At 71.0% G+C, this 24,999-nt stretch carries 23 protein-coding genes and 2 tRNA genes; 13 read left to right on the top strand and 12 right to left on the bottom strand.

The window, feature by feature from the left end; all coding sequences use genetic code 11:
- Positions 1-2 precede the first annotated feature (2 nt).
- The 6 genes from ehuB to HTV45_RS09015 all read left to right on the top strand — a co-directional run bounded on the left by ehuB (position 3) and on the right by HTV45_RS09015 (position 4,317).
- Positions 3-932 carry an ectoine/hydroxyectoine ABC transporter substrate-binding protein EhuB gene (ehuB, locus tag HTV45_RS09040; protein ID WP_215205139.1) on the top strand — a complete coding sequence of 310 codons (930 nt, stop codon included), beginning with the start codon at positions 3-5 and terminating at the stop codon, positions 930-932.
- The gene (ehuC, locus tag HTV45_RS09035; protein ID WP_215205138.1) at positions 929-1,633 is read left to right on the top strand and encodes an ectoine/hydroxyectoine ABC transporter permease subunit EhuC; all 705 of its coding nucleotides are present in this window, start codon (positions 929-931) and stop codon (positions 1,631-1,633) included. Before ehuB ends, ehuC begins: the two co-directional genes overlap by 4 nt.
- The gene (gene ehuD, locus HTV45_RS09030; RefSeq protein ID WP_215205137.1) at positions 1,630-2,280 is read left to right on the top strand and encodes an ectoine/hydroxyectoine ABC transporter permease subunit EhuD; all 651 of its coding nucleotides are present in this window, start codon (positions 1,630-1,632) and stop codon (positions 2,278-2,280) included. Before ehuC ends, ehuD begins: the two co-directional genes overlap by 4 nt.
- Complete coding sequence (gene ehuA, locus HTV45_RS09025; protein WP_215205136.1) at positions 2,270-3,055, top strand: ectoine/hydroxyectoine ABC transporter ATP-binding protein EhuA; 786 nt, start codon at positions 2,270-2,272, stop codon at positions 3,053-3,055. The genes ehuD and ehuA overlap by 11 nt, the downstream gene beginning before the upstream one ends.
- Positions 3,056-3,307: 252 nt before the next feature.
- The gene (locus HTV45_RS09020; protein WP_215205135.1) at positions 3,308-4,066 is read left to right on the top strand and encodes an IclR family transcriptional regulator; all 759 of its coding nucleotides are present in this window, start codon (positions 3,308-3,310) and stop codon (positions 4,064-4,066) included.
- A gap of 177 nt (positions 4,067-4,243) precedes the next feature.
- Positions 4,244-4,317, top strand: a tRNA-Lys gene (locus HTV45_RS09015).
- Between the two features lie 69 nt (positions 4,318-4,386).
- Here the strand turns inward: HTV45_RS09015 and HTV45_RS09010 are convergent.
- The 3 genes from HTV45_RS09010 to HTV45_RS09000 all read right to left on the bottom strand — a co-directional run bounded on the left by HTV45_RS09010 (position 4,387) and on the right by HTV45_RS09000 (position 7,501).
- Positions 4,387-4,995 (bottom strand): lytic polysaccharide monooxygenase, encoded by a 609-nt coding sequence (locus HTV45_RS09010; RefSeq protein WP_215205134.1) that lies wholly within the window; start codon positions 4,993-4,995, stop codon positions 4,387-4,389.
- A gap of 156 nt (positions 4,996-5,151) precedes the next feature.
- The gene (locus HTV45_RS09005; RefSeq protein ID WP_251691798.1) at positions 5,152-6,492 is read right to left on the bottom strand and encodes an SPFH domain-containing protein; all 1,341 of its coding nucleotides are present in this window, start codon (positions 6,490-6,492) and stop codon (positions 5,152-5,154) included.
- Positions 6,493-6,547: 55 nt separating this feature from the next.
- On the bottom strand, positions 6,548-7,501 hold the full coding sequence (locus tag HTV45_RS09000; RefSeq protein WP_308309336.1) for a peptidoglycan-binding protein: 954 nt from the start codon (positions 7,499-7,501) through the stop codon (positions 6,548-6,550).
- Between the two features lie 623 nt (positions 7,502-8,124).
- Between HTV45_RS09000 and HTV45_RS08995 the strand changes: the two genes are divergently transcribed.
- From HTV45_RS08995 to HTV45_RS08985, 3 genes are all read left to right on the top strand, one after another.
- Positions 8,125-8,198 (top strand) — tRNA-Lys (locus tag HTV45_RS08995).
- A gap of 459 nt (positions 8,199-8,657) precedes the next feature.
- Positions 8,658-10,724, top strand: a complete 2,067-nt coding sequence (locus tag HTV45_RS08990; protein ID WP_215205132.1) for a glycosyltransferase family 2 protein — start codon at positions 8,658-8,660, stop codon at positions 10,722-10,724.
- Positions 10,721-12,661, top strand: a complete 1,941-nt coding sequence (locus tag HTV45_RS08985; protein ID WP_215205131.1) for a galactose oxidase-like domain-containing protein — start codon at positions 10,721-10,723, stop codon at positions 12,659-12,661. Before HTV45_RS08990 ends, HTV45_RS08985 begins: the two co-directional genes overlap by 4 nt.
- Positions 12,662-12,919: 258 nt before the next feature.
- On the opposite strand, the gene HTV45_RS08980 is transcribed toward HTV45_RS08985, so the two are convergent.
- The 5 genes from HTV45_RS08980 to HTV45_RS08960 all read right to left on the bottom strand — a co-directional run bounded on the left by HTV45_RS08980 (position 12,920) and on the right by HTV45_RS08960 (position 17,764).
- Entirely contained in the window at positions 12,920-13,960 is a 1,041-nt protein-coding gene (locus HTV45_RS08980; protein WP_215205130.1) for a glycoside hydrolase family 6 protein, read from the bottom strand.
- A 272-nt stretch (positions 13,961-14,232) separates the two neighbouring features.
- A complete protein-coding gene (locus HTV45_RS08975) occupies positions 14,233-14,892 on the bottom strand; it encodes a sortase (protein WP_215205129.1) in 660 nt (219 codons plus the stop codon).
- Between the two features lie 90 nt (positions 14,893-14,982).
- Positions 14,983-15,762 (bottom strand): HAD-IIA family hydrolase, encoded by a 780-nt coding sequence (locus tag HTV45_RS08970; protein ID WP_215205128.1) that lies wholly within the window; start codon positions 15,760-15,762, stop codon positions 14,983-14,985.
- A 213-nt stretch (positions 15,763-15,975) separates the two neighbouring features.
- Positions 15,976-16,485 carry a hypothetical protein gene (locus HTV45_RS08965; protein ID WP_215205127.1) on the bottom strand — a complete coding sequence of 170 codons (510 nt, stop codon included), beginning with the start codon at positions 16,483-16,485 and terminating at the stop codon, positions 15,976-15,978.
- Positions 16,486-16,639: 154 nt separating this feature from the next.
- The gene (locus HTV45_RS08960; protein ID WP_251691829.1) at positions 16,640-17,764 is read right to left on the bottom strand and encodes an ROK family transcriptional regulator; all 1,125 of its coding nucleotides are present in this window, start codon (positions 17,762-17,764) and stop codon (positions 16,640-16,642) included.
- 91 nt (positions 17,765-17,855) lie between these two features.
- On the opposite strand from HTV45_RS08960, the gene HTV45_RS08955 reads away from it, so the two are divergent.
- Both HTV45_RS08955 and HTV45_RS08950 read left to right on the top strand, forming a co-directional pair.
- The gene (locus HTV45_RS08955) at positions 17,856-18,935 is read left to right on the top strand and encodes a Gfo/Idh/MocA family oxidoreductase (protein WP_215205125.1); all 1,080 of its coding nucleotides are present in this window, start codon (positions 17,856-17,858) and stop codon (positions 18,933-18,935) included.
- A complete protein-coding gene (locus tag HTV45_RS08950; RefSeq protein WP_215205124.1) occupies positions 18,932-19,402 on the top strand; it encodes a heme-degrading domain-containing protein in 471 nt (156 codons plus the stop codon). Before HTV45_RS08955 ends, HTV45_RS08950 begins: the two co-directional genes overlap by 4 nt.
- A 79-nt stretch (positions 19,403-19,481) precedes the next feature.
- On the opposite strand, the gene HTV45_RS08945 is transcribed toward HTV45_RS08950, so the two are convergent.
- Both HTV45_RS08945 and HTV45_RS08940 read right to left on the bottom strand, forming a co-directional pair.
- Positions 19,482-20,198, bottom strand: a complete 717-nt coding sequence (locus tag HTV45_RS08945) for a membrane protein insertase YidC (RefSeq protein ID WP_215205123.1) — start codon at positions 20,196-20,198, stop codon at positions 19,482-19,484.
- Between the two features lie 110 nt (positions 20,199-20,308).
- Complete coding sequence (locus tag HTV45_RS08940; RefSeq protein WP_215205122.1) at positions 20,309-20,632, bottom strand: DUF6412 domain-containing protein; 324 nt, start codon at positions 20,630-20,632, stop codon at positions 20,309-20,311.
- A gap of 191 nt (positions 20,633-20,823) precedes the next feature.
- On the opposite strand from HTV45_RS08940, the gene HTV45_RS08935 reads away from it, so the two are divergent.
- Entirely contained in the window at positions 20,824-21,864 is a 1,041-nt protein-coding gene (locus HTV45_RS08935; protein WP_215205121.1) for an SEC-C domain-containing protein, read from the top strand.
- A gap of 27 nt (positions 21,865-21,891) precedes the next feature.
- On the opposite strand, the gene HTV45_RS08930 is transcribed toward HTV45_RS08935, so the two are convergent.
- Complete coding sequence (locus HTV45_RS08930; protein WP_215205120.1) at positions 21,892-22,728, bottom strand: MBL fold metallo-hydrolase; 837 nt, start codon at positions 22,726-22,728, stop codon at positions 21,892-21,894.
- Between the two features lie 248 nt (positions 22,729-22,976).
- Positions 22,977-23,882 carry an NADP-dependent oxidoreductase gene (locus tag HTV45_RS08925; RefSeq protein ID WP_215205119.1) on the bottom strand — a complete coding sequence of 302 codons (906 nt, stop codon included), beginning with the start codon at positions 23,880-23,882 and terminating at the stop codon, positions 22,977-22,979.
- A gap of 118 nt (positions 23,883-24,000) precedes the next feature.
- Between HTV45_RS08925 and HTV45_RS08920 the strand changes: the two genes are divergently transcribed.
- Complete coding sequence (locus HTV45_RS08920; RefSeq protein ID WP_215205118.1) at positions 24,001-24,462, top strand: MarR family transcriptional regulator; 462 nt, start codon at positions 24,001-24,003, stop codon at positions 24,460-24,462.
- Positions 24,463-24,999 lie beyond the last annotated feature (537 nt).

Genomic DNA, 24,999 nt, shown 5'->3' with positions numbered 1-24,999 from the left:
CCATGGCTCCACCACACAGAACCCCTCCATGGGGCATATCCGACCAAAGGTCCGAAACAGCCGGGCCCACTCGCCGGTCGCTGCTCGCGGGGGTCGCGGCGCTCGGCGCGGTGGGTGCGGTCGGCTGCTCGCGGGTAGCCGCCGGATCCGACGTGGAAGGCGGCGATCTCCTCGAACGGCTCAGGGCACAGGGCGTGGCCCGGCTCGGTATCGCCGGTGAGATTCCCTTCGGGTACATCGACAAGGACGGTGATCTGACCGGCGAGGCCCCGGAGCTGGCGAAGGTCATCTTCAAGCGGCTCGGCGTGGACCGGGTGCAGCCGGTGCCGACGGAGTTCGGCTCCCTCATCCCGGGGCTGGCGTCGCAGCAGTTCGACATCGTGGCGGCCGGGATGTACATCAACCCCGACCGCTGCGAGCAGGTCATCTTCTCCGACCCCGACTACCAGATGCTCGACGCCTTCATCGTGCGCAAGGGGAACCCCCTCGGGCTGAACGACTACAAGGACGTCGTGGCGAAGAAGGCCAAGTTCGCGACCGGCACCGGCTACGCCGAGATCGCCTACGCGGTGGAGGCCGGGTACAAGGAGAGCGACATCCTCATCGTGCCCGACCAGGTGGCCGGCCTGAACGCCGTCGAGGCCGGGCGCGTGGACGTGTTCGCGGGGACGGCGCTGACCGTCCGTGAAGTGGTCAAGAAGTCCGGCAGGACCGAGGCGACGGAGGCCTTCCAGCCGATCGTCGACGGCGAGCCGCACACCGACGGCGGCGGTTTCGCCTTCCGTCCGACCGAGACGAACCTGCGGGACGCCTTCAACGTCGAGCTGCACAAGCTCAAGAAGAGCGGCGAACTGCTGCGGATCCTCAAGCCCTTCGGTTTCACCGAGGACGAGATGACCGATCTGACCGCGAAGGAGCTCTGCGGCGGATGACATCCGGACTGTGGGAACTGGTACTCCAGGGCACCTGGGTCACGATCCAGCTGCTCGTCTTCAGCTCGCTGCTCGCGGCCGGCGTGTCCTTCGTGGTCGGTATCGCCCGCACCCACCACCTGTGGATCGTCCGCTTCCTCGCGGGCGTCTACACCGAGGTGTTCCGCGGGACCTCCGCGCTGGTGATGATCTTCTGGGTGTTCTTCGTGCTGCCGCCGGCCTTCGGCTGGCAACTGGTGCCGATGTGGGCGGGCACGCTGGCACTGGGCCTGACCTACGGGGCGTACGGCTCCGAGATCGTGCGCGGCGCGCTCGGCGCGGTCGACCCCTCGCAGAAGGAGGGCGGCATCGCGCTCAGCTTCACGCCGTGGCAGCGGATGAGGCTGATCATGCTGCCGCAGGCGGTGCCGGAGATGATCCCGCCCTTCTCCAACCTGCTGATCGAGCTGCTCAAGGGCACCGCGCTGGTGTCGATCATGGGTATGGGCGATCTGGCGTTCAGCGGCAATCTGGTGCGCCTCGCGCTGCAGGAGAGCGCGGAGATCTACACGTACATCCTGCTGATCTACTTCGTGATCGCGTTCCTGCTGACGCGGGTGATGCGCGGTCTGGAGAAGAAGCTGAAGGCGGGCGTCGGGAAGACGCCACCGAAGCGCAAGGCCGCCGCTCCTGAGCCGGCCGGGATCGGGGGTGTCCGATGAAGTGGGACTGGAGCGCGGTCTCCGACTTCATGCCGCACTTCTGGGACGGTCTGCTGGTCACCCTGCAGATCCTCGTCCTCGGGTCGCTGGTGTCGTTCGCCCTCGGCCTGGTGTGGGCGCTGCTGATGCGGGTGCCGTCGCGCTTCGTGACCTGGCCCGTCGGGGTGGTCACGGAGTTCGTCCGCAACACCCCGCTGCTGGTACAGCTGTTCTTCCTCTTCTACGTGCTGCCCGAGTGGGACATCACCTTCTCGGCGCTCACCACCGGTGTGGTCGCCATCGGCCTGCACTACTCGACGTACACGATGCAGGTCTACCGGGCCGGCATCGAGGGGGTGCCGGTCGGCCAGTGGGAGGCCGCGACGGCACTGAGCCTGCCGGTGAAGCGGACCTGGACGGCGGTCATCCTGCCGCAGGCGATCCGCCGGGTGGTCCCCGCCCTCGGCAACTACGTGATCTCCATGCTGAAGGACACGCCGCTGCTGATGGCGATCACGGTGCTGGAGATGCTCGGCGAGGCACGGCTGTTCTCGCAGCAGAACTTCCAGTTCACCGAGCCCCTGACGGTGATCGGCCTGGCCTTCATCGTCATTTCCTACCTGGCCTCCCTTGCCCTGCGAGCCCTGGAGCGACGCCTTGCCCACTGACACTGTCCCCAATCCCGAGAAGAGCCCCGAGCGCAGTACCGGTGAGCTGATCCGCTTCGAGCAGGTCACCAAGCGGTTCGGGGAGAACACCGTCCTCGACCACCTGGACTTCTCCGTCGACGCGGGCAAGCACGTCACCCTGATCGGCCCCTCCGGGTCGGGCAAGACGACGATCCTGCGGCTGCTCATGACGCTGCTCAAGCCCGACGAGGGCACGATCACCGTGGACGGCAAGAAGCTGTTCCCGGCCTCCGAGAAGGAGCGGCGGGAGGCGCGCAAGCAGATCGGGATGGTGTTCCAGCAGTTCAACCTGTTCCCGAACATGAGCGTGCTGCGCAACATCACCGAGGCACCGGTCACCGTGCTCGGCATGTCCAGGGACGAGGCCGTGGAGCGGGCCAAGGGGCTGCTCGACATGGTGGGCCTGGCCGACAAGTGCGACGCCCGTCCGGCGCAGCTCTCCGGCGGCCAGCAGCAGCGCGTGGCGATCGCGCGGGCACTGGCGATGCGGCCGAAGGTGCTGCTCCTGGACGAGGTGACCTCGGCGCTCGACCCCGAGCTGGTCGCGGGCGTCCTCGACCTGCTGCGGGACATCGCCCGCACCACCGACATCACCATGCTCTGTGTGACCCACGAGATGAACTTCGCCCGGGACATCTCCGACCAGGTGCTGATGTTCGACGCGGGCCGGGTCATCGAGACGGGTCCGCCGGAGCAGATCTTCAACGAGCCGGAGAACGACCGGACGCGGGAGTTCCTCAGCGCCATCCTCTGACCACGGCGCGTATCCGCGGAGGATCCGCGGTGCGGCTGTGGTACGGCTGCGGCTGAGGCGCGGTGCGGGCGCGGGCACACGCCCGAGGTCCGCGCCGTGGGTCATTCCGCTGGCATATGCCAGCGGGTCGGCGCCGCAGTTGAGAGGGCCGTAATCTTGTCAACCCCCGCCCGCCGGATGCCGTTTGACGGCTATGGTGGAGGGGATTCGCTGACCGGATTACGGCCCCGAACGCGAGCGCAGGGGGAAACCGTGGCGCTGAGGCACGAGCCGACCGTGTCGTACCACTCGGTCCAGGACGCCCTGCGCGCCCTGGAGACGGTGGCGCGGCGCGACACAGGAGTCACCGACACCGAACTCGCCCGTGAGACCGGCATCCCCGCCGAGCGGCTGACCACCCTGCTGCGGATGCTGCGCCGCGAGGCCTACGTCGAGCAGATCGCCGACGGCGCCTATGTGACCGGAGCGGCCTTCACCCGCCTCTGCTCCGCCGAGGGACACGACCGGGCACTGCGCGACAGGCTGCAGCGCACGCTGGACCGGCTCCGCGACTCCGTGGGCGCCGCCGTCTACATCACCCGGTACGTGGACGGAGAGGTCGAGGTCACCCAGTACGCCGACGGTCCGGCCACACCCAAGGTCAACGAGTGGGTGGACTTCCGCTCCTCCGCGCACGCCACGGCGATGGGCAAGAGCCTGCTCACCCAGCTCGACCACGACGGCCGGCGCGACCATCTCGCCCGGCACCGGATGGCCCGGCTCACCTCGCGCACCATCACCAGCGACCGGCTGCTGCTCTCCCGGCTGGCATCGCAGCCGCCCACGGTGCCGGTGCTGGACCTCCAGGAGTACGCGGTGGGCACGGTCTGCGCGGCCGTCCCCATCACGGCCGGTTCCTCGGCCGGCTGCCTGGCCCTGTCCCTCCCGGTCGAGCACGCCCACCGGCTGCGCCGGGCCGCCGACACCCTCAACCGCAACGCGGCACCGGTCCTGCTCTCGCTGACGATCTAGACGGTCCGGGGGACGCGGGAACCGGAGAACCGGTCCGGCCGGTGGGTGGCCGGTCGGTGGCCGGTGGCCGGTGGCTGGTCGGTGGCCGGTGGCTGGTCGGTGGCTGGTCGGAACCACCCTCCCGGAGCGGGTATTATTTTTCCGTCGCCGACCGCGCGAGCGGACGGTGGGAGTCATGCGCCGCTAGCTCAGTTGGTTAGAGCAGCTGACTCTTAATCAGCGGGTCCGGGGTTCGAGTCCCTGGCGGCGCACCTGGAAGGGCCTCTCGTGGGAGCGAGAGGCCCTTTGACGTGCGGGTGACGCGGTGTTCCCTGCGGTACTCAGAACGTGACGTCGGAGCAGGCGTAGAACGCGTTGCCCGTGTCATGGATCGTCCACACCGCGAGGATCACGTGGTGGCCGCTGAGCCCGGACGGCAGACGGCCGCTGTGCGACAGCGTCGCCGGCGGGCGCTGGCCGTTGTAGGGCACCGTCAGGAACGGTGTCAGGTTGAGGTCGGACCGGGCCAGGTTGTGGTTCTGGTTCCAGCCCGGCCTGGTGACGTAGTACTTGAAGTCGGTGGTGGCGTGCATCACCGTGAACTGCCACCGGAAGGTGTAGTTCTGGCCGCCCGACACCCGGGTGGTGGGCCAGGCGCCGCCCGAGGGGGTCCGCGGGCTGTCGAGCTGGCCGAACCGCGCGTTGTTGGCCGAGCAGAGCTGCCCGTCGGCGGCGCCCGAGGCGGGGAAGCCCTTCGGGCCCTCGACGCTCTGCGGCTCCCACTGGATGGATCCGCAGTTGGTGACCGTGCCGTTCTGGCAGAGCTTCTGCCTGCTGATCGGCAGATCGGTGTAGCCGTGGCCGCTGGCACCACCGGAGGAGAGCACGAGTGCTCCGGTCGTGGCCAGTCCCACCGCGGCTGCGTACAGCTTGGTCCGTCTTGTGCGCATACTGCCGCTCCTGGAGAACGTGGGGGTTTCAGTGAGCCGTGCAGGTAGGTCTAGACCAAGTTCAGATTATGGGGGCGCATTGAGCATGTCCATACCAATCACAGGAGCTGTTCCCCGGCCGCCCTCCGTACGCGTTCCCGGCATCGGCCGCGTCCCTCACGGCCCCGAATCGCTCCGGCCCGCGCAGAACGCCACCGTCAGGTCCTTCACCAGCGCCTTGCGTTCGCAGTCGTCCAGCTCCACCAGCCCCCGCATCGTCAGCCGGGTCACCGTGTCCTCCACCGAATCCACCACCGAGCCGAGCACGGTCGCCCGGTGCTGCGCGTCCAGCGCGGCGATCCGCCGCCGGTGCATCGCCGCCGCCACCTCGGGCGCGTACTCCACCCGCACCGGCCGCACCGCGAACACCTCCACCCCCACCGGCTCCGCGTCCGCCGCCACCAGCCGGGTCAGCGCGTCCTGCGCCGCCTCCACCACGCCCCGCCCCGCGCCCGGCGCGGCCACCGGCACCCGGGGCAGCGCGGCCTCGACGCACTGGCGCAGATAGGTCTCGTGGTCCTCGACGGCCAGCACCGCGCGAGCGGTGTCCCGTACCCGCCAGACCACCAGCACGGTCACCTGCAGCGCGACACCGCCCCGGTCGGCCGCGGGCATCGGCTCACCGCGCCAGTGCCGCAACCGGACGTCGACCCGCCGGCGCAACAACAGGGGATTGACCCACAGGAGTCCGGTCCGCCGTACGGTGCCCCGGTAGCGGCCGAACAGGTCGAGCACCCAGGCGCGGCCGGTCCGGCCGCGGGCCAGCCCGCCGAACCCGAACAGCGCGAGGGCACCGGCCGCCGCGTACGCGGCCCACTGGGCGGGGCCGGGACCGGGCGCGCCGGACCGCGCGGTGATCCCGAGCGCCTCCGCCGCGAGGGGCGGCATGACGCCCGCCCACCACGAGGCGGCCGCGCAGCCGGCGGTCCCGCACAGGCCGGCGAGCACGCCCGCGGCGCCGGGGAGCACCCGGGCCGGCCGCTCCACCAGGCCAGGGTCCACCCGGGGGATGGCCGGACGGGGTGGCTGCGCCCTGCCCGGCGTATCCGGCCGGGCGGCCGGCCGGTGGGCGAGGAGCGCGGAGCCCGGTCGCACGGGGGGTGCGGCGTCGGAGGCGTCCGGGTGGGCGGTGTCACGGTCGTCGTGACCGGGGTCGCCGGTGTGGTCCGCACGACGGATGTGGTCTGCGCGGAAGAGCAGGTGGATGGGGATCTCGGTGGTGGACCCGGCGTGGATGAGCCGGACCGGACGGGTGACCGTCGCACCGCCCGAGGACTCCCCGGACCCGGTGAGCGGCTCGGGGATGGGCCCGGGGGCGTGTTCGGGAATGGGCCCGGGGGCGTGTTCGGCAATGGGCCCGGGGGCGTGTTCGGCAATGGGCCCCGGGGTGGGCTCGGGAATGGGCCCCGGGGTGGGCTCGGGGATGTGTTCGGGAGTGTGGGACGTCGTCGTGGTCATGCGTGCCTCCAGCCTCCGCGCCAGATGCTGCACATCGAGGGACTCGGACTGTGGGTCAGGAGAAGAGGCGGCGCCAGGTCTCCGGGCCCGGGGTGCCGTTCGCCGCGCCGCCGCGCCAGCCCTGGGCGCGCTGGAAGGCCTCGACGTTGCGCCGGTCCTCCTCGCCCCAGCGCGGACCCGGCCCGTCGGTGTAGTGCCGCCCGAACCCCTTGGCCACCAGTTGCCTGCCCAGCCGGGTGACATGGTCGTTCTCCGCGCCGGAGCGGAACGGCCCCCGGCCCGGACAGCCCGGAACTCCGTGCGAGGAGGGAACGGACGACCGGCCGCCCGTCCCGTAAGCGGAAGGGGAAGATGACGCTCCGGACGGGAGGTCCCGGCCCTCGCCGGTCACCGGCGGCCGCCCCGCCGTCGGTCCCGGCGGACCGCTCCCCGCCGCTCCCCGCCGCCCCCGCGCCTCCTGGAACGCCCGGTCCGTCCCGCGGTCCGCGTCCCCGCGAGGCGGGCCCGGCGGGGAGCCGTGGACCGGTCCGGCACCCCTGTTCACGAGCAGCGCGCGAAGTTTCGTGAGGAATGCGCTGTCCACCCCGGGGCTGAAATGCGCCACGCCGGGGAGCGAGGTCCAGGACGGCAGCGAGGCCGCCGGCTCGCCCGCACCGCCCGCCGTGCCGCCGGTCACCCCCTTGTAGCGGTACGGCACATAGCGCGCGGAGTTGCTCCAGTAGGCGTAGGGAGTGGTCGCTCGCCGGGTGTGCGGGCTGGTCTGCTCGTAGGCCACGTACCGGGTGCGCGCGGAGTCCGCCCAGCCGCCGAACAGGACGACGTGCGACCCGTTGTAGGGGTCGGCGGAATTGTGGAAGAGCAGTATGTCGCCGGGCTGTAGTTCGTCCTTGCCGATTCTCTCCGCGTGCTGTGCCAGGCTGCCGGTCCATTCGTTCCCCGGCAGATTCCAGGCCATCGACACATAACCCGAACAGTCCTGCCGGTAACCGTCGGACCAGAATGAGCTCACGCTGTACGGAACCTTCCGCGTGACCCAATTCTGGGCGCGTTCGATGATGGCCGCGCGGGTGATCGCGGGCGCCCGCACGGACCCCGGAGGCCGCGGGGGCGGGGCCGGCCGGCCGTCGGGGCCGTGCAGCGGCGCCTGCCGTCCTTGAGGCGTCCCTGGCTCCTCACCTGCGGTGACACCGGTCTCCGCGGGCGGCCGGCCGTGCGGGGCGGCGACCGCGGGGGCGGCGGGGACAAGGGGGGCGCCGATCGCGGCGGACGCCAGGGCGGCCACGACGAGAGCGGTCCGGCGTGCCGCCGGGTGCCCCGGGGAGCGGCCGGCCGGGGAATGCGGCAGCACGCGCCGCCAGTGCGCACAGCCCGGACAGTCGCAGTCACCGGCCGGATCGAATTCCTCGAATACCGGAGACCCCATGCGATTCCCCTCACACTCCCGGCCGATTTCTCCACGGCTGTGCACGACGGCCAGTGTCGCAACGGTCCGGCGCACGCGCATGTTGACGGTCCGAATGATGTAAAGGCACCGCGAACCGGCCGTCCGGGGGTACGGGCACGAGGTCCCGCGCCCGCCCCGGGATGGTCCGGGGCACTCTCCGGGGTCCTGTAGAGTTGCCCCGTCAGCGCGCGCCGCTAGCTCAGTTGGTTAGAGCAGCTGACTCTTAATCAGCGGGTCCGGGGTTCGAGTCCCTGGCGGCGCACCGACCCGACGGGCTCCTCGTGCAGACGAGGGGCCCGTCGGTTTTGGCCGGATATCCTCTCGCGCCCGTTGAGCGGAACCCTCTCGTCCCACGTATGGGACAAGGGCCCCACCGGCCTCACCGGGCGTCACATTAGTCGCCTATGTCCGGTGTACACCGCGTTTCACACCTTGCGATCATGATGAACACCGTAGAACCTGGTCTCTTCAAGAAGCTGCGGGTTCGCGGCGGTTGGGGGGCACGGAACCGGTTGCCCACGGAGCGGGCCGAGGGGCCCGTCCGGAAAGTGATGCCGAGGGGGCGTCCTGCAACCGGAAGAGCGCCGCGGCGTGTCTATAAGGTGTGGATGACGTGGTGACAGCGGTCGACCACTGACACGCCCGTGAAGGTCGAGGGGGACCGACACGGACGGAAGAAAGCGACGAAACACGCGCGGGAGCGTGTGTGGGGGGATGACTCATGACGTCGACGCCGACGGGCGCCCGGAAGGACGATGACCCGTCCGAGACCACCCAGCTCAGGGTTCCTGCCCATCGGACAGGGAACACCGGCACGTTCCGCCGGATCAAGAAGACGCTGCCGAGATACGACTACGAGCACTACAGCCGGCTCGCGGGTCCCCTCACCCAGCCCGATCCGAACAAGCCCTACAAGGTCGAGTACCGCTCGCTGATCGGCCAGGAGCCGCACCGCATCCGCATCGCGCTGATGCTCATCGCGGCCCCGGTGCTGTCGCTGGTGCTGCTGGTGTGGCTGCTGCAGCCCTCGCACTGGACCGAGCGGGACTACGTGGAGTTCGAGTGGCTGCCGGCCCTCGACATCGTCATGCTCGTCTCGATCGGCCTGATCGAGTTCTTCCGCTGCATGAACGTGCTGTCGAACGCGCACGCCACCCTGGTCGCCCGTGACCCGGTCCCGGTGGTGCCGGAGACCGGCACCCGTGTGGCCTTCCTCACCTCGTTCGTGCCCGGCAAGGAGCCGATCGAGATGGTGACGAAGACCCTGGAGGCGGCCGTCAGGATCCGCCACCGGGGCACCATGCACGTCTGGCTGCTCGACGAGGGCGACGACCCCGAGGTGAAGGAGGTCTGCGCCCGTCTCGGCGTGCGCCACTTCTCCCGCAAGGGCGTCGCCAAGTGGAACCAGAAGAAGGGCGCCCACCGCGCCAAGACCAAGCACGGCAACTACAACGCCTGGCTGGACGCGCACGGCGACGACTACGAGTACTTCGCCTCGGTCGACACCGACCACATCCCGATGGCGAACTACCTGGAGCGGATGCTCGGCTTCTTCCGAGACCCGGACGTCGGCTTCGTCATCGGCCCCCAGGTCTACGGCAACTACGACAACTTCGTCACCAAGGCCGCCGAGTCCCAGCAGTTCCTCTTCCACGCCCTGATCCAGCGCGCCGGCAACCGCTACGGCTCGCCGATGTTCGTGGGCACCTCCAACGCCGTACGCATCAAGGCGCTGAAGCAGATCGGCGGTCTGTACGACTCGATCACCGAGGACATGGCGACCGGCTTCGAGATGCACCGCCACAAGAACCCGGCGACGGGGAAGAAGTGGCGCTCGGTCTACACCCCGGACGTGCTGGCGGTCGGCGAGGGTCCCAACGCGTGGACGGACTTCTTCACCCAGCAGATGCGCTGGTCGCGCGGTACGTACGAGACGATCATCGGGCAGTACTGGAAGGGCTTCTACTCGCTCCCGCCGAGCAAGCTCTTCAACTACACCATGATGATCATCTTCTATCCGATGGCGGCCCTCAACTGGATCCTCGCGGCGATCAGCTGCGCGCTCTTCCTGGGCCTGGGCGCCTCGGGTGTGAACATCGATCCCGCGGTCTGGCTGATGCTCTACGGCAACGCCTCGGCGCTGCAGATCGGCCTCTACATCTGGAACCGCCGCCACAACGTCTCGCCGCACGAGCCGGAGGGCTCCGGCGGCGTGGCGGGCATGGTGATGTCCGCGCTGTCGGCCCCGCTCTACGCGAAGGCGCTGATCGACGCGGTCCTGCGCAGGAAGAGCAAGTTCGTGGTCACGCCCAAGGGCGACTCGGCCAGCCCGGACACCTGGTTCGGGACCTTCCGGTACCACTGGTACTTCATCGCGATCTTCGTCGGCTCCATCGCCGCGGGCTTCGTCTACGGACACTCGCACCCGGCGATGGTCATCTGGGCGACCTTCGCCCTGCTCATCACCGCCGCGCCGATGTTCGCCTGGCGCCACGGCATGCGGCAGGACCGGAAGAAGCCCGGTGCCCACGCGGGGGGACGGCAGCCGGAGGCCGCGGACGCGCCCCGGACGCAGGAGCTGCCGCAGATGCCGCAGCAGTACGCCGCGCAGCAGCACCCGCCGCATCAGCCGCATCAGCCGCAGGACCGGCCCAGCTGGGCCGGCTCCCACGGCGCACCGGGCGGATCGGGCGGCCCCGAAGGGCCGGGAGGCCCCGGGGGCGGCAACCCCGGAAACGACCAGACCATGCAAATCGCCCTGGGTGGACTTGGGGGACGTAAGGAATGACTGACCGTGCAGGCCGCCGCCGCGCCCGTCGGATCGCGATAGGCACGGCGGTGGTACTAGCGCTGGCCGGGATGAACGGTCCGTGGCTGTACCGCTTCGGCACCGAGAAATACCACCAGTACAAGATCAACCAGCCTGAGTACAAGGCCGCGAACGGCAAGTGGGAGACCGTCGAGTTTCCCGAGGAGTACCGGCAGAACACCATTCACGCGGCGCTGCTGCGCACCGGCAAGGTGCTGCTCGTCGCGGGGTCGGGGAACGACCAGGACAACTTCGACGCCAAGCGGTACGACACCCGGATCTGGGACCCGGTCAAGGGGACCATCAAGAAGGTGCCGACACCCACCGACCTGTTCTGCACCGGCCACACCCAGCTGGCCAACGGCAACCTGCTCATCGCGGGCGGCACGAAGCGGTACGAGAAGCTCAAGGGTGACGTGAAGAAGGCGGGCGGCCTGATGGTCGTCCACAACGAGAACCCGGACAAGCCGATCACCCTGCCGGCCGGCACCAAGTTCGTGGGCAAGGAGAACGGCAAGACCTTCGTCTCGAAGGACCCGGTGCTCGTCCCGCGCGCGAAGAAGAACTTCGACCCGGAGACCGGGGAGTTCCTGGGCAACACCCCGGGCTACGGCCGTACCTACGTCGAGGCGCAGAAGAACGGCAACAAGTACGCCACCGGCACCCAGGACAACTACACCGTGCGGGGCCTGAAGGGCGAGGACGCGAAGAACACGTACGGCATCGCCGAGAAGCTCGCCCTGGACAAGAAGGACTTCCAGGGCATCGACGACGCCTTCGAGTTCGACCCGGTCGCCGAGAAGTACATCAAGGTCGACCCGATGAAGGAGTCCCGCTGGTACCCGACGCTCACCACCCTGAGCGACGGGAAGATCCTCAGCGTCTCCGGCCTCGACGACATCGGCCAGCTGGTCCCGGGCAAGAACGAGGTCTACGACCCGGAGACCAAGAAGTGGAGCTACACCGGCAAGGTCCGGCAGTTCCCGACGTACCCGGCGCTGTTCCTGATGCAGAACGGCAAGATCTTCTACTCGGGCTCCAACGCGGGCTACGGGCCGGACGACGTGGGCCGCGACCCGGGCGTCTGGGACATCGACACCTACAAGTTCAAGAAGGTCCCCGGCCTCAGCGACCCGGACATGATGGAGACGTCCAACACGGTGCTGCTGCCGCCGGCGCAGGACGAGAAGTACATGGTGATCGGCGGCGGCGGGGTCGGCGAGTCCAAGCTGGCCAGTGAGAAGACCCGGATCGTCGACCTCAAGGCCGACGACCCGAAGTTCGTCGACGGCCCCTCGCTGGACAAGGGCACCCGTTACCCGCAGGCCTCGATCCTGCCCAACGACGACGTGCTGATCTCCGGCGGCTCGGAGGACTACCGCGGGCGCGGCGACTCCAACATCCTCGAGGCGAGGATCTACGACGCGGAGGCGAACGAGCTCAAGCGGGTCGCCGACCCGCTGGTGGGACGCAACTACCACTCGGGCTCGATCCTGCTGCCCGACGGCCGCCTGATGTTCTTCGGGTCCGACTCGCTCTACGCCGACAAGGCCAACACCAAGCCGGGCGAGTTCGAGCAGCGCATCGAGATCTACACGCCGCCCTACCTGTACGGCGAGGAGGGGCAGCCCGAGCTGTCGGGCGGGCCGGAGACCATCGAGCGCGGTGAGTCCGGCACCTTCACCTCGAAGGACGCGGCCGCCATCGAGAGCGTCCGGCTGATCCGGCCGAGCGCGTCCACCCACGTCACCGACGTGGACCAGCGCTCCATCGCGCTGGACTTCGAGGCGGAGGGCGACAAGCTCACCGTGACGGTGCCGGAGAACCGGAATCTGGTGCAGTCGGGCTGGTACATGCTCTTCGCCAACACGGGCGACGGGACGCCCAGCAAGGCGCGGTGGGTGCAGGTGCCGTAACGCTGCGCTGGCTGCGCTGGCTGGGGGGGGTGTTGGGGCGGGGGTTCTGCTGCGGGTCCGGTGGGGGCCGGTCGCGCAGTTCCCCGCGCCCCAGGAGGGTGCGGGTGCGTGGTGGTTGGTCGCGCAGTTCCCCGCGCCCCAGGAAAGTGCGGGTCCGGTGGGGGCCGGTCGCGCAGTTCCCCGCGCCCCCGGAAGGCGCGGGGGCGTGGTGGTTGGTCGCGCGGTTCCCCGCGCCCCTTGGGGCGCGGGGAACTTGCGTTAGCTGGAGCCCTTGGCCAGTTCCAGGGCGTAGGCCTCCCACCATTGGCCGGCCTGGGGGCCGCCCTTGCACTCGCCGTCCGACTCTCCCGGGCGTTTGATCCACAGGTAGGCGTCGACGAGGGGGTCGGCCGTCTTGACGGTCGGGGTCTCGCCGAGCGCGCGGCCGGGCGGGTTGCACCAGCGTTCGTCCGGGGCGCCCTCGGTGTAGGGGCCGTTGCCGTTGCGGCTGGTGTCGATGACGAACGGCTTGTCGCCCACCTTGGCGGAGAGCTGCTTGCCGTAGGCGATGGAGTCCTCGGTGGAGTAGAAGTTCGACACGTTCACCGAGAAGCCGTCGGCCTGGTCGATGCCCGCCCGCTTGAGCGGGTCGAAGATCTGGTCCGGGTTGCCCCAGCCGGCGTTGCCCGCGTCGAGGTACACCTTCGTGTTCTTCAGGCCCTTGAGCTTGGCGACGGCGCCGCTGAGCAGGTCGTAGCGCTCCTCGTGGAACTGCTCCGGGGTGCAGCCGTCCACCAGGTGCAGCACCGCGTCCGGCTCGAGGATCACCGTCGCCGACCGGTCTCCGATCCCCCGGGCGACTCCGTCGACGAAGTCGCGGTAGGCGTCACCGTCGGGGGCACCGCCCTGCGAGTACTGGCCGCAGTCGCGGTGCGGGATGTTGTAGAGGACCAGCAGCGCGGTGCGCTCGGCCTTCTCGGCCCCCTCGGTGTGATCGCGGGCCTGCTCCTCCGGGTTCTCCGGGCTGATCCACTCGGCGACGGGCTGCTCGGCGATCTTGCGGATCTGCTCGGCCTCCGTCTCCTTGCCGTCCTGCCGCAGTTCGGCGACCTTGCGCGCGGACAGACCGTCGGGGTTGACCCAGAAGGGGTCGTTCTCCTTCGGCTGCTGCGTGATGCCCGCGCCGGCCGCCTCGCCCCGGCCGTCCTCCTCGCCGTCACCGTCGCCGGACGAACATCCCGTGATCAGCAGTGCCGCCCCCAGCACCACTGCGGACGCCCGCCTCCCGGCGAACGCCCCGACCCCCCTGCTGCCGTACATCCAACCCCCCTTGGGTGCACTTGTTCCATGTGTGCGGAGCCCCAATCCTGGCATACGTGCCACGACCGCCACGAAGCCGAGCCCGCCTTGTCCACCGGCTGTTACAGCCCGCCCTCCCGGTCCGGTCCGCCCGGTGTGCGTCAACCCCTGGGCGCGGGCTCGGCTTTCGGCCTGGAGTCGCAGCCGCGAGCACCGGCCCGCCACCGGTCACCCGGGGACGCAGCGCGCGCCCGAGGGCCGTCACCACGTCCGCCCGCTCCGCGTGCCGGGGCTCAGGCGCCGGCCGGGTACGCGGAGACGATCACGGGGGCCGTGCAGGCGCCGGCGGGCGCCGGGGCGGAGCTGCCGCCGCAGGTGATCAGGCGGAGTCCGGCCCGCCGCCCGTCGCCGGGGGGAGCGGAGATCTGCCGGGCGTCGGCCGCGTCCCGGCCGGCGGCCCGGACGTCCTCCACGGTGAAGGTGACGACCTCGCCGTCCGCACGGACCACCCGGATCTCCTGACCGGCGGCGACTCCGGCCCCGGTACCGGCCGGTCCCGCCATCAGCGCGGTGCCGGACGCGCCCGGGGCCGCCCCGTCCGCGTACCAGGCGACCGAGCCCGTCCGGCCGGCCGGCTTCAGGGCGCCCTGTTCGTCGAGGTCACGGGCGACGACGGGTGCCTGGATCCCGAGAGCGGGGATGTCGAGACGGCGGGGTGCCGCGCCGTTGACGGCGGCCGGTTCGGGCCGGGGCGGCCGCCCGGCCGCCGCCATGTCGCCGGTGACGGGTCCGGCGGTCCCGGCGGGTACGCCGTCCGGCCCACCGCCGCCCCACAGCCACAGCCCGAGCAGCAGCACCAGCCAGGCGACTGCGGCGAGCAGCCGCCCGGTGCCGGACGGGAGCCGTTCCTGATCCCCCTCACCCGCACGGAGGGTGACACGCTGCGAACCCATCGTGAACCTCCAGACACCTGGAGGGTCCCCCGAAGGGCCCGGCCCCGCATCCTCGCGCCCACGACGATTACTCCGTACGGGTGAACCTCGTCAGATCAGGTCGACGAGGTCCGCGATGGAGTCGACGACCTTCGACGGCCGGTACGGGAAGTTCTCCACCTGCTCCGGCCGGGTCAGGCCGGTGAGCACCAGGAACGTCTGCATCCCGGCCTCGATGCCCGCCAGGACGTCGGTGTCCATGCGGTCGCCGATCATCGCGCTGCTCTCGGAGTGGGCCCCGATGGTGTTGAGCCCGGTGCGCATCATCAGCGGGTTCGGCTTGCCCGCGAAGTAGGGCTGCTTGCCGGTCGCCTTGGTGATGAGCGCGGCCACCGCGCCGGTCGCCGGGAGGGGGCCCTCGGCGGAGGGGCCGGTCTCGTCGGGGTTGGTACAGATGAAACGGGCGCCGTCGTTGATGAGGCGGACCGCCTTCGTCATGGCCTCGAACGAGTACGTCCGCGTCTCGCCCAGGACCACGTAGTCGGGTGCGTGGTCGGTGAGGATGTAGCCGATGTCGTGCAGCGCGGTGGTGAGCCCGGCCTCGCCGATGACGTACGCCGAGCCGCCGGGACGCTGGTCGTCCAGGAACTGGGCGGTGGCGAGCGCGGAGGTCCAGATGTTCTCGATCGGGACCTCCAGTCCCATGCGGCGCAGCCGGGCGTGCAGATCGCGTCCGGTGTAGATCGAGTTGTTGGTGAGAACCAGGAAGGGCTTGCCCGACTCGCGCAGCTTCTTGATGAAGGCGTCGGCGCCGGGAATCGGTACGCCCTCGTGGATCAGCACCCCGTCCATGTCGGTGAGCCACGATGCGATCGGCTTGCGGTCTGCCATGTGCGGGATCTCCTGCCCTACGCGGTCCTGCGTGCGCCCCAGCCTAAACAGACCCGGATCACGAGGGAACGGCCGCTACCGCTCGGCGCGGGGGTAGCGGGGCCCACGGGCTCCCGCCGGCACCGGATGCACCGTGCCGGACCGAGCGCGTTCCTGCTGGTGCCGAGGGTTCCCGGCCGCGGAAACTGCGGGTGGAAGGCACGCCCTCTTGGCTCAGCGCCTTTTTTGCTTCTTCTTCTGCGGCTGCCCAGCCTTTTGATCCGCCTGAGCCGATGACGACCCGGACGCAGATGCCCTGGACCCTGACCCCGATGTCGCCCTGGACCGTGCAGCGGTTGACTGGACGGTCAAAAGCCTGGCATCGACCGGGTTCTGGTTCGCGCGTTCCGGTGAATGGGAATCCGGAGGAGTCGCGGCCTGAACTGCCAGACTTGGCGGGATTGCTTCGGGTCGATAATTCTCCGGTGCATGATGATAATTATATGCCTGGATATAATAAGGGTACATATCCTGCATTTCCGCAACGTTGCGGTCATGCTGCTCGCGACCTTCAGGACTGTGGCTGTTTTCCAGCGCCATGTTGTCCATCTGCAGTGCTAGATATGTCTGTTCCATGGCATCGAAGTTCATGGGATCCCTCAGGTCCATGAACTCGTTGTGCCAGAGGGGGTTGTTCACGGAAGGGTCCGGCTCGGCGTCAGGCATATCGACGTCGTCTGTCATGGCTACTCCTTCGGTACGGGGACATGGGAGAGCGTCACCAGGCACGGCCGCCTCGAATAGACCCCATCGGCCCCGCGGCCGGAGCCCTCCCGGCCGTCGGCAGCGCTTGAGTGTCCCGCCGACAGATGTCAACGCACGCGGGAGGCGAGCCGGTTCAATCCGGAGCAGGAAGGCCCGCAGGGAGCCGGCCTTCCTGCCCGTTCCGCCGCCCGAACACCGGCGCGAGTACCAACTGGGCGGCGTCCTCGGCAATCGCCCGGGAAGTGCTCCTCACCGGGACCGCCGCGTCCCCGGTGCGCCGGGACCGTGCGTCCAGTACCGCCCGTACCCCCCTCACGAACACATCCCGTTCCGCCTCGACCGTCCGGCCCCCGAGCAGAACGCAGTCGATGTCCAGCAGCCCCAGCAGATTCGCCGCGCCGACGCCGAGCACCCGCGCCGCCTCCTCCGTCTCGCCCCGAGCCACGGCACCGAGGCAGAGCGCCTCCACGCACCCCCGGTCACCGCATCCGCACACCGGCCCGTCCAGTTGGATCACCTGGTGCCCGAACTCCCCCGCCCCGGTCCTCGCCCCCCGGTACACGCTCCCCCCGATCACCAGCCCCGCCCCCAGCCCCGTACCGAGGTGCAGATAGGCGAAGGAACCCCCCTCGCCGCCCACCGCAAGCCCCAGCGCCGCCGCGTTGGTGTCCTTGTCGACGGCCACCGGCATCCCCAGCCGCTCCGCCAGCGCGTCCCGCAGCGGAAAGCCGTCCCACCCGGGAAAGCCGGTGACCCGGTACAGAACGCCCGTCGCGTGATCGAGCGGCCCCGGCAACGCGACCCCGGCCCCCAGCGGTGCCCGCCCCCCGGCCACACCCGTCCGCGGCGCCACGTCCGCCCGCAACTCCTCGACCACCCCGGCCACCCCGGCCAGTACGGCCTCCGCCCCCGCGCCCAGGTCCAGCGGAGCCCTCCGCCGGGCCACCACCGTCCCGTCGAGGTCGACCAGCACCGCCCGCGTCTCGTCCCGGTCCAGGTGCACGCCGACCGCGTGCCCCGCCTCCGGCACCAGGCGCAGCACCGTGCGCGGCTTGCCGCCGGTGGACGCCCGGCGGCCCGCGTCCGCCGCGAGGCCGTCCTCCCGCAGCCGCGCCGTGATCTTGCTGACCGCCTGCGGGGTGAGCCCGGTGCGCTCGGCGAGTTCCAGCCGGCTGATGCCCTCCGCTCCCGCCGTCCGCAGCAGATCCAGCACGAGCGCGGTGTTGTGGCTGCGCAGGGCGAGCAGATTCGCCCCCAGCTGCCCGCCGACGCTGCCCTCGTTCGTCCTCTTCACCCGCCCATTCTCCCCGCCACTTGCACTTTGGCAACAGCGTTGCCAAAGTAGGAGCATGACTGGCACTCCCCTCCGCGTCGGCCTCGTCGGCTACGGCCTCGCGGGCTCCGTGTTCCACGCCCCGCTGATCGCCGCGACCGAGGGCCTCGCGCTCGACACGGTCGTCACCTCGAACCCCGAGCGGCAGCGGCAGGCCCGCGCCGGGTTCCCGGACGTGCGCGTCGCCGCGGCCCCGGACGAGCTGTTCGCCCGCGCCGGTGAGCTGGACCTGATCGTCATCGCGTCCCCGAACAGGACGCACGTCCCGCTCGCCACCGCCGCGCTCGAGGCCGGCCTGCCGGTCGTCGTGGACAAGCCCGTCGCCGGCACGGCCGCCGAGGCGCGCGGGCTGGCGGCACTCGCCGAGGAGCGCGGCCTGCTCCTCTCCGTGTTCCAGAACCGCCGCTGGGACAACGACTTCCTCACCCTGCGCAAGCTCATCGCCGACGGCGAACTCGGCGACGTGTACCGCTTCGAGTCCCGCTTCGAGCGCTGGCGCCCGCAGCTCAAGGGCGGCTGGCGCGAGTCCGGCGACCCCGCGGAGATCGGAGGCCTGCTCTACGACCTCGGCAGCCACGTCGTCGACCAGGCACTCGTCCTGTTCGGCCCGGTGAGCTCGGTGTACGCCGAGACGGACACCCGCCGCGAGGGCGCGCGGACCGACGACGACACGTTCATCGCGCTCACGCACGCGAGCGGCGTCCGCTCCCACCTCTACGTCTCCGCGACCACGGCCCAGCTCGGCCCGCGCTTCCGCGTCCTCGGCTCGGAGGCCGGCTACGTCAAGCACGGCCTCGACCCCCAGGAGGCCGCCCTGCGCGACGGCCTGCGCCCCGGCACCGCCGGCGGCGCCGACTGGGGCACGGAGCCCGAGGACCTGTGGGGCCGTGTCGGCTCCGGCGAGTCCCCGGTGACCGGCGGCGGCCGCCCCGCGCCGACCCTCCCCGGCGACTACCCCGCCTACTACGCGGCCGTGGCGCGGGCCCTGCTGTCCGGCGGCCCCAACCCGGTGACCGCCCTGGAGGCGGCCGCCGCCCTCGACGTACTGGAAGCGGCCCGACGCTCCGCGAACGAGAAGGTGACGGTGACCCTGTGACGACTCCCGCCCCGACCGTGGAGGAACTGGAGGCGCAGGAGCGCCGTCTGGTCTTCGAGCGGTTCACCCACGACGACGCCTGGGCCCTCGGCTGCCTCCTGGTGGAGAGGGCGCGCGAGCGCCGGGCCCCCGTCGCCATCGACATCCACCGCTCCGGCCAGCAGCTCTTCCACGCCGCGCTGCCCGGCTCCGCGCCCGACAACGACGCGTGGATCGCCCGCAAGCGCCGGGTGGTGGAGCGCTACGGCTCCGCGTCGTACCTGGTGGGCGCCCGCCACCGCGCCAAGGGCACGACCTTCGAGGACTCCTCCCGCCTCGATCCCGACACCTACGCGGCCCACGGCGGCTCCTTCCCGATCACGGTGAAGGGCGCGGGCGTCATCGGCGCGATCACGGTCTCGGGCCTCCCCCAACTGGAGGACCACGCCATGGTGGTGGAAGCCCTGGAAACCTTCCTCACCCCCTAGGCCCTCAGGGGCGCGGGCGGCTGCGCGAACGGGGTGGGGGTCTGCGGGCGGGGCAGGGCCCCGTCACGCACCACGGGACTCACCGGTACAGCACGGCCCGCTCCACCACCCCCCACGTCGTACTCGTCACCACGTACAGCGCGGCCGCCAGCGGCATGACGGCGACGGTGACGAGCGTGAAGAAGGACATGAACGGCATCGCCTTGCTCACCGCGGCCAGCCCCGGCACCTGCTGCCCCTCCTCCGCACCGGACAGGGCGGCGCCGGCGGCCGTCATCCGCCGGGAGAGCCGGAAGCTGAACCAGGCGACGACGGTGACGACCGCGAACAGGACGACGTACACGAGCCCGGCCCCGCCGAACGCCCCGCCGTCGCCGAGCGCGTCCGCCCACCGTCCGCCGAGCGGCGCGTCCGACAGCCGGTGACCGAGGAGTTCGTTGGCACGTCCGCCGACGGTCGTGCTGGAGAACAGGTGGTACAGCAGGAAGAACGCGGGCAGCTGAAGCATGCTCGGCAGGCATCCGGACAGGGGCGACACCTTCTCCTTGGTGTGCAGTTCCAGCACGGCCCGCTGGAGCTTCTCGGGGTTGCGGACGTGCTTGCGGCGCAGTTCGGCGATGCGCGGCTGGAGCGCGGCCCTGGCCTTCTGGCCGCGTGCGGCGGCCCGGGAGAGGGGGTGGACGAGGAGGCGTACGAGCGCGGTGAACAGGACGATCGCGGCGGCCGCGGCGGCGGCGCCGAACAGCGGCTGGAGCAGGTCGGCCAGGTGCTCGACCAGGCTGGCGAAGACGGACATGGGTGAGCCCTCCGGGGGGTCTCGTCGTGCCGGACGTGAGGAATGGCGGCATGACGACCCGCAGCGGGGCGCGGTGGAGAAGGGTGCTGAGGAAGTGCCCTACGCGTGCCCTACGCGGCGGTCGCCGGGAGGGCGTGTCCGGGCGCTCGGGGCCGGGTGCGTCCCCTGGCGTCGGGGTCGCGCTGGGGCAGGAAGGCGGTACGCCGGTCACGGTCGCGGATGGCCGTGCGCACCCGGGTGCGCGGCACGGTGGGCGCGCAGCGCGCGGCGACGACCGAGCAGACGGTGAGCGCGGTGCCGGCGGCGGCGGTCGCGGCGATCGCCACATCGACCACGGAGAGACCCCCGGCGGTCGGCAGCAGGATGAGGAGAACCTGGAGCAGCGGGAAGAGCACGGTGAGGACGGACCGCCCGGTCACCCGATGACGTAGCACCGCCCGCCCCTCCCCCTCGTCGCCGCGCACACTTCCGCCTGTACGAAGTTATACCGGACCCACGGTCCCACCGGGCCCGGCGATCCCGGCTCCGGCACCACCACAACGTCCGGCCCGGCTCAGCGGTTCCGCCGTCCCCGGGACCCACCGCTCTCTCACCTCTGTCACCCGCCGGCAGTACCGTGTCACCCATGCGCCCCGACACGCCTGCCGAAAACGTCGACCACACGGCTGAAGCCGCCCTCCTGGAGCGGACCGCCGACCGCTACCCCGAGGACGCCGAAGCCCTGCTCCTGCGGGCCGCCGCACACCGCGAGCTCTCCGGCGACCGCCCCGCCGCGACCGCCCTCTACGACCGCCTGCTCGCCTCGGACGCGGCCCTGGACCAGCCGTTCCTGGTGCGTGCCCTGAAGGCCTCGAACCTCTGGGAGTACGGACATGAGGCGGAGGCCCGCGCGATCATCACCGGCATCCGCATGGCGGCCCCGCGCGACCCGGCCCCGTGGCTGATCGTCGCGGAGTCCCTGGAGTCGCACGACGAGCTGGAACAGGCACACGAGACGTTCACGCAGGCGGTGCGCCTGCTCCTGACCGGCCCCGGACCCGGCACCTCCCCCGCCGCCGACGGGCCGAAGCCCCCGCGCACCACCCACCCGCTCCTCTTCGGCCGCCACCGCGTCCGCAGGATGCTCGGCGCGGAGCACGACGCGTGGGACGCCCTGGCGGACACCGTCCACACCCTTCCCATCACCCTGGACGAACTCCACGACCCCAAGCGCGTCTGGTCCCTGGGCTCGGAGAACCCCGTAGAGCTGGAGGCGGAGATCATCCGCCTGCGCGCCGAGCTGGGCGCCTACCGCGAGGCCCTGTCCCGCCCGTTCCCGGTCGCGGTCCTGCACTGGCCGGCGACGGAACTGACCGAACTGACGGAGGCGTACCCGTCGCTGGCCGAGGAGTACCCGTCCTATGACGCCCACCTGGCGACGATAGAGGCGGACCTGCGCGAACTCGCCTCCTCCGGCACCGGGAACCTGGGCATCGTCACGGGCACGGTCCCGTCGTACGAGGCCTTCGCCGCCTCGGAGCTCAGCTCCCCCGAGGATCCGTCCCTCCTCCCCCAGTACGCGACGACACTGGCGGCCCGCGGCCGGGCGGTGGCGTGGCCCCCGGAGCAGACGGCACCGTGCTGGTGCGGTTCGACACGGACGTACGGGGAGTGCCACGGCGCGTGACGACTCGCCGGGGCGGAGACCCGCGGGTCAGGCCGCGGTCCGCGCGCCGACGGCCACCCGCTCGCCCGGGGCGCACCGGACCAGGCGCGCGCCGTGGCCGCGGCGCCCCGCCTCCGCGAGGAAGTCCTCCAGCGGGGAGCGGAAGACCGTGTAGTCGTCGTAGTGGACGGGCAGCGCGCGTCGCGGGCTCAGCAGGTCGAGCAGATCGGCGCCCTGCCCGGCGTCCATGGTGACCACCAGGCCCCCGGGCAGGGTCGTACCGCCGAGGTGCAGGACCGCCAGGTGGATGTCCGGGTACCGCACGGCGATCTCACGCAGGCCGTCGTACATCAGGGTGTCGCCGGACAGATAGAGAACCAGCCGGATCTCCCCCGAGCGGTCGCCGAACTCCAGCATGCTGCCCATCACGGGCGGCAGCAGGGCCCGCAGCGGGCCGGGCGCGTGGCGGCCCGGCAGCGAGGTGACGCGCACCGAGGAGTCCCCGTGCCGCAGGGTGTGGCTCTGCCAGGTACGCAACCCGGTCGCGCGGCGGAAGCCGTGCAGGCCCTTCAGCAGTCGGGCACCGTGGGGAGTCGTGACGAACGGCAGGCCCCGGTCCAGCCCGCGCCGCGCCACCCGGTCGAAGTGGTCCCCGTGCAGATGCGAGAGCACGACGGCGTCCAGGTCCTCGTGCGGCAGGTCCGTCACGCCCAGGGCGGGCTCGGTCAGCCGGCGCGAGACCAGCCCGTAGCCGAGATGGGCGAACTGCCCGCGGTGCAGGAAGTTCGGATCGGTCAGCAGCGTCAGCTCCCCGTAGCGGATCAGCAGGGTGGCGTTGCCGATGAACAGGATCTCCGCAGTGCCCTCGGGCGGGTTCTGCCGCACGGCCGGCTCCCTCCGTCGTTCGCGAGCCCCCGTACGCCCCGAGTACGCGCCGACGCCAGGCCTACACCCGTGCGCCCGCGTCGGCCGGCTGCCTCGCGGCCCGTCGGCTCGGCTCGGAGGGGAGGCCTCGTGGGCCCAGCCCCGCTCACCATCACGCTCGTCGTGGCGGCCGCCACGGCGCGGGCGCCCCGCCTGTCATGACGTCGCCGCCATGGACGGAGCAGAGGCGCCAGGACACCGGCCGTCGGTCACAGGGTGACGACGATCTTCCCCTGGGTGTGGCCGCGTTCGGACTCCCGGTGCGCTGCGGCGATCTCCTCCAGCGGGTAGGTCGCGGCGAGATGGGGCGTGAAGCCGCCCCGGGCGCCCAGCGCGGCACCCTCCGCGAGCACCGTGGAATCGTTCTCCGCGTAGAGGTGCCGTACGCCGAGTTCGCCCGCGCGGGCCGCGTCGGCGACCGTCACGACGCGGTCGGCGCCCCCGGCGATGGCGACGAGGTCGGGGAGCGAGCCGGAGGCGGCCGTGTCGAACACCGCGTCGACTCCCGCCGGGGCGAGTGCGCGGACCCGGTCGGCCAGCCCCTGGCCGTAGGTGGTGGGCAGGGCTCCCAGCGTGCGCAGGTAGTCGTGCTTGCCCGTACTCGACGTGCCGATGACGGTGGCGCCGCGGGCCACCGCCATGGCGACGGCGGCGCTGCCCACCCCGCCGGCGGCCCCTTCGATGAGGAGCGTGCGGCCGGACAGGTCGCCGAGCGCGTCGAGCCCCCGGCCGGCGGTGGCGACGGCCAGTCCGGCACCGGCGGCCTGCTCCAGCGTCCACGCGTCCGGTACCGCGGCCCAGGCGGTCAGCGTGGCGTACTGCGCGGTCGCCCCGAAGATGCCCCCGAGGCCGAAGACCCGGTCACCGACGGTGACGCCCGTGACGCCCTCGCCGACCTCGTCCACCACACCGGCGGCGTCCCGGCCGGGGACCGCCGGGAAGTCGACGGGGAAGTGCTCACGTACCTCCCCCGAGCGCAGCTTCCAGTCGACGGGGTTGACGCCGGCTGCGGTGACCTGGATGCGGATCTCGCCGGGACCGGCGTGCGGCTCCGGGATGTCCTCGATGACCAGCACATCGGCGGGGCCGTAGTCGTGGTAGCGGGCAGCACGCATCGTTACTCCTTGATCGATATCGCTTGCTTCGGAAACTAACTTAGAGTCCAACGCTTTCCATGGCAAGTATCAGAGAGTCACTTGCCATGGAAAGTGCCACCGCGCTACGATCACGCGTGTGGAAGCGAATCATGAGCTGGCCCCGGCCGAGGCGGAGACGTGGGAGTCGCTGCTGTCGGTGCTCCTCTGGCTTCCGGCAGCGCTGGACGGACGGCTCAAACAGCAGGGCCTGAGCCATCACGAGTTCCTGATCCTGTGGTGCCTGACGCAGCACCGGGGCCGTGCGCACACCATGAGTTCCCTCGCGGAGCTGTCCCGCGTCACCCCGTCCCACCTGTCCCGTATCGCGTCCCGGCTGGAGAGGCAGGGCTGGCTCGTCCGCGAGCCGGACCCCGCGGACGCCCGCGTCACGATCGCCTCACTCACCGAGGCGGGGTCCCTGAAGTACGCGGAGGCGGCGCCCTGCTACTACGAGACCCTCCGCGAGCACCTCTTCGGCCGGCTGACCGAGGAACAGGCCACGCAGCTCGGCGGAATCACCGCATGCATCGCGCAGTCCCTCGATTCCCGCGCGGGCTGAGCCGGTCGCCCCTGCTGGACCCGGAAGCACCCGCCAGGTACGGGCTCGCCCGGCACCACCGCTCAGCGGCCCCGTCCGCGATCAGCGCACCTCACCGGGCGCGGCCGCGGTGGCCCGCAGCAGATTCCGCACCAGCTCGAAGTCCGCCTTCTGAGCTCAGCCCAGCACAGCCGACACAGCCTGGTGAGGGCGATTCGACAATTCCGCACGCCGCGTGCGCACGGACGGCCAGTCCTCTGGCCACACCCGGATGGACATGAAGTCCCTGCGGCCGCAGTTCAGCTGGTCACCTACTACCGCCTCGCCCCCCAGCCTTTTTTTGCGCTCCGCCGTAACCACCCTGCGCGCCATGGTTGTAACCGCCGTAACCACCCTGCGCGCCATGGTTGTAACCGCCGTAACCACCCTGCGCGCCGTGGTTGAAACCGCCGTAACCACCCTGCGCGGCCCTGGCTGTAGCGGGGTCCTGGCTGTAGTTGTCGCCAGTAGTAGCGGTTACGGGGAGGAGACTCATACCGGCGTCTCGGCCGATGAGAG

Origin of the sequence: Streptomyces sp. CHD11 (assembly GCF_018638295.1) — a bacterium.
GTDB lineage: Bacteria > Actinomycetota > Actinomycetes > Streptomycetales > Streptomycetaceae > Streptomyces.
Note: the sequence above shows the minus strand (reverse complement) of the source record. Positions and strands in the feature narration are given on the sequence as shown.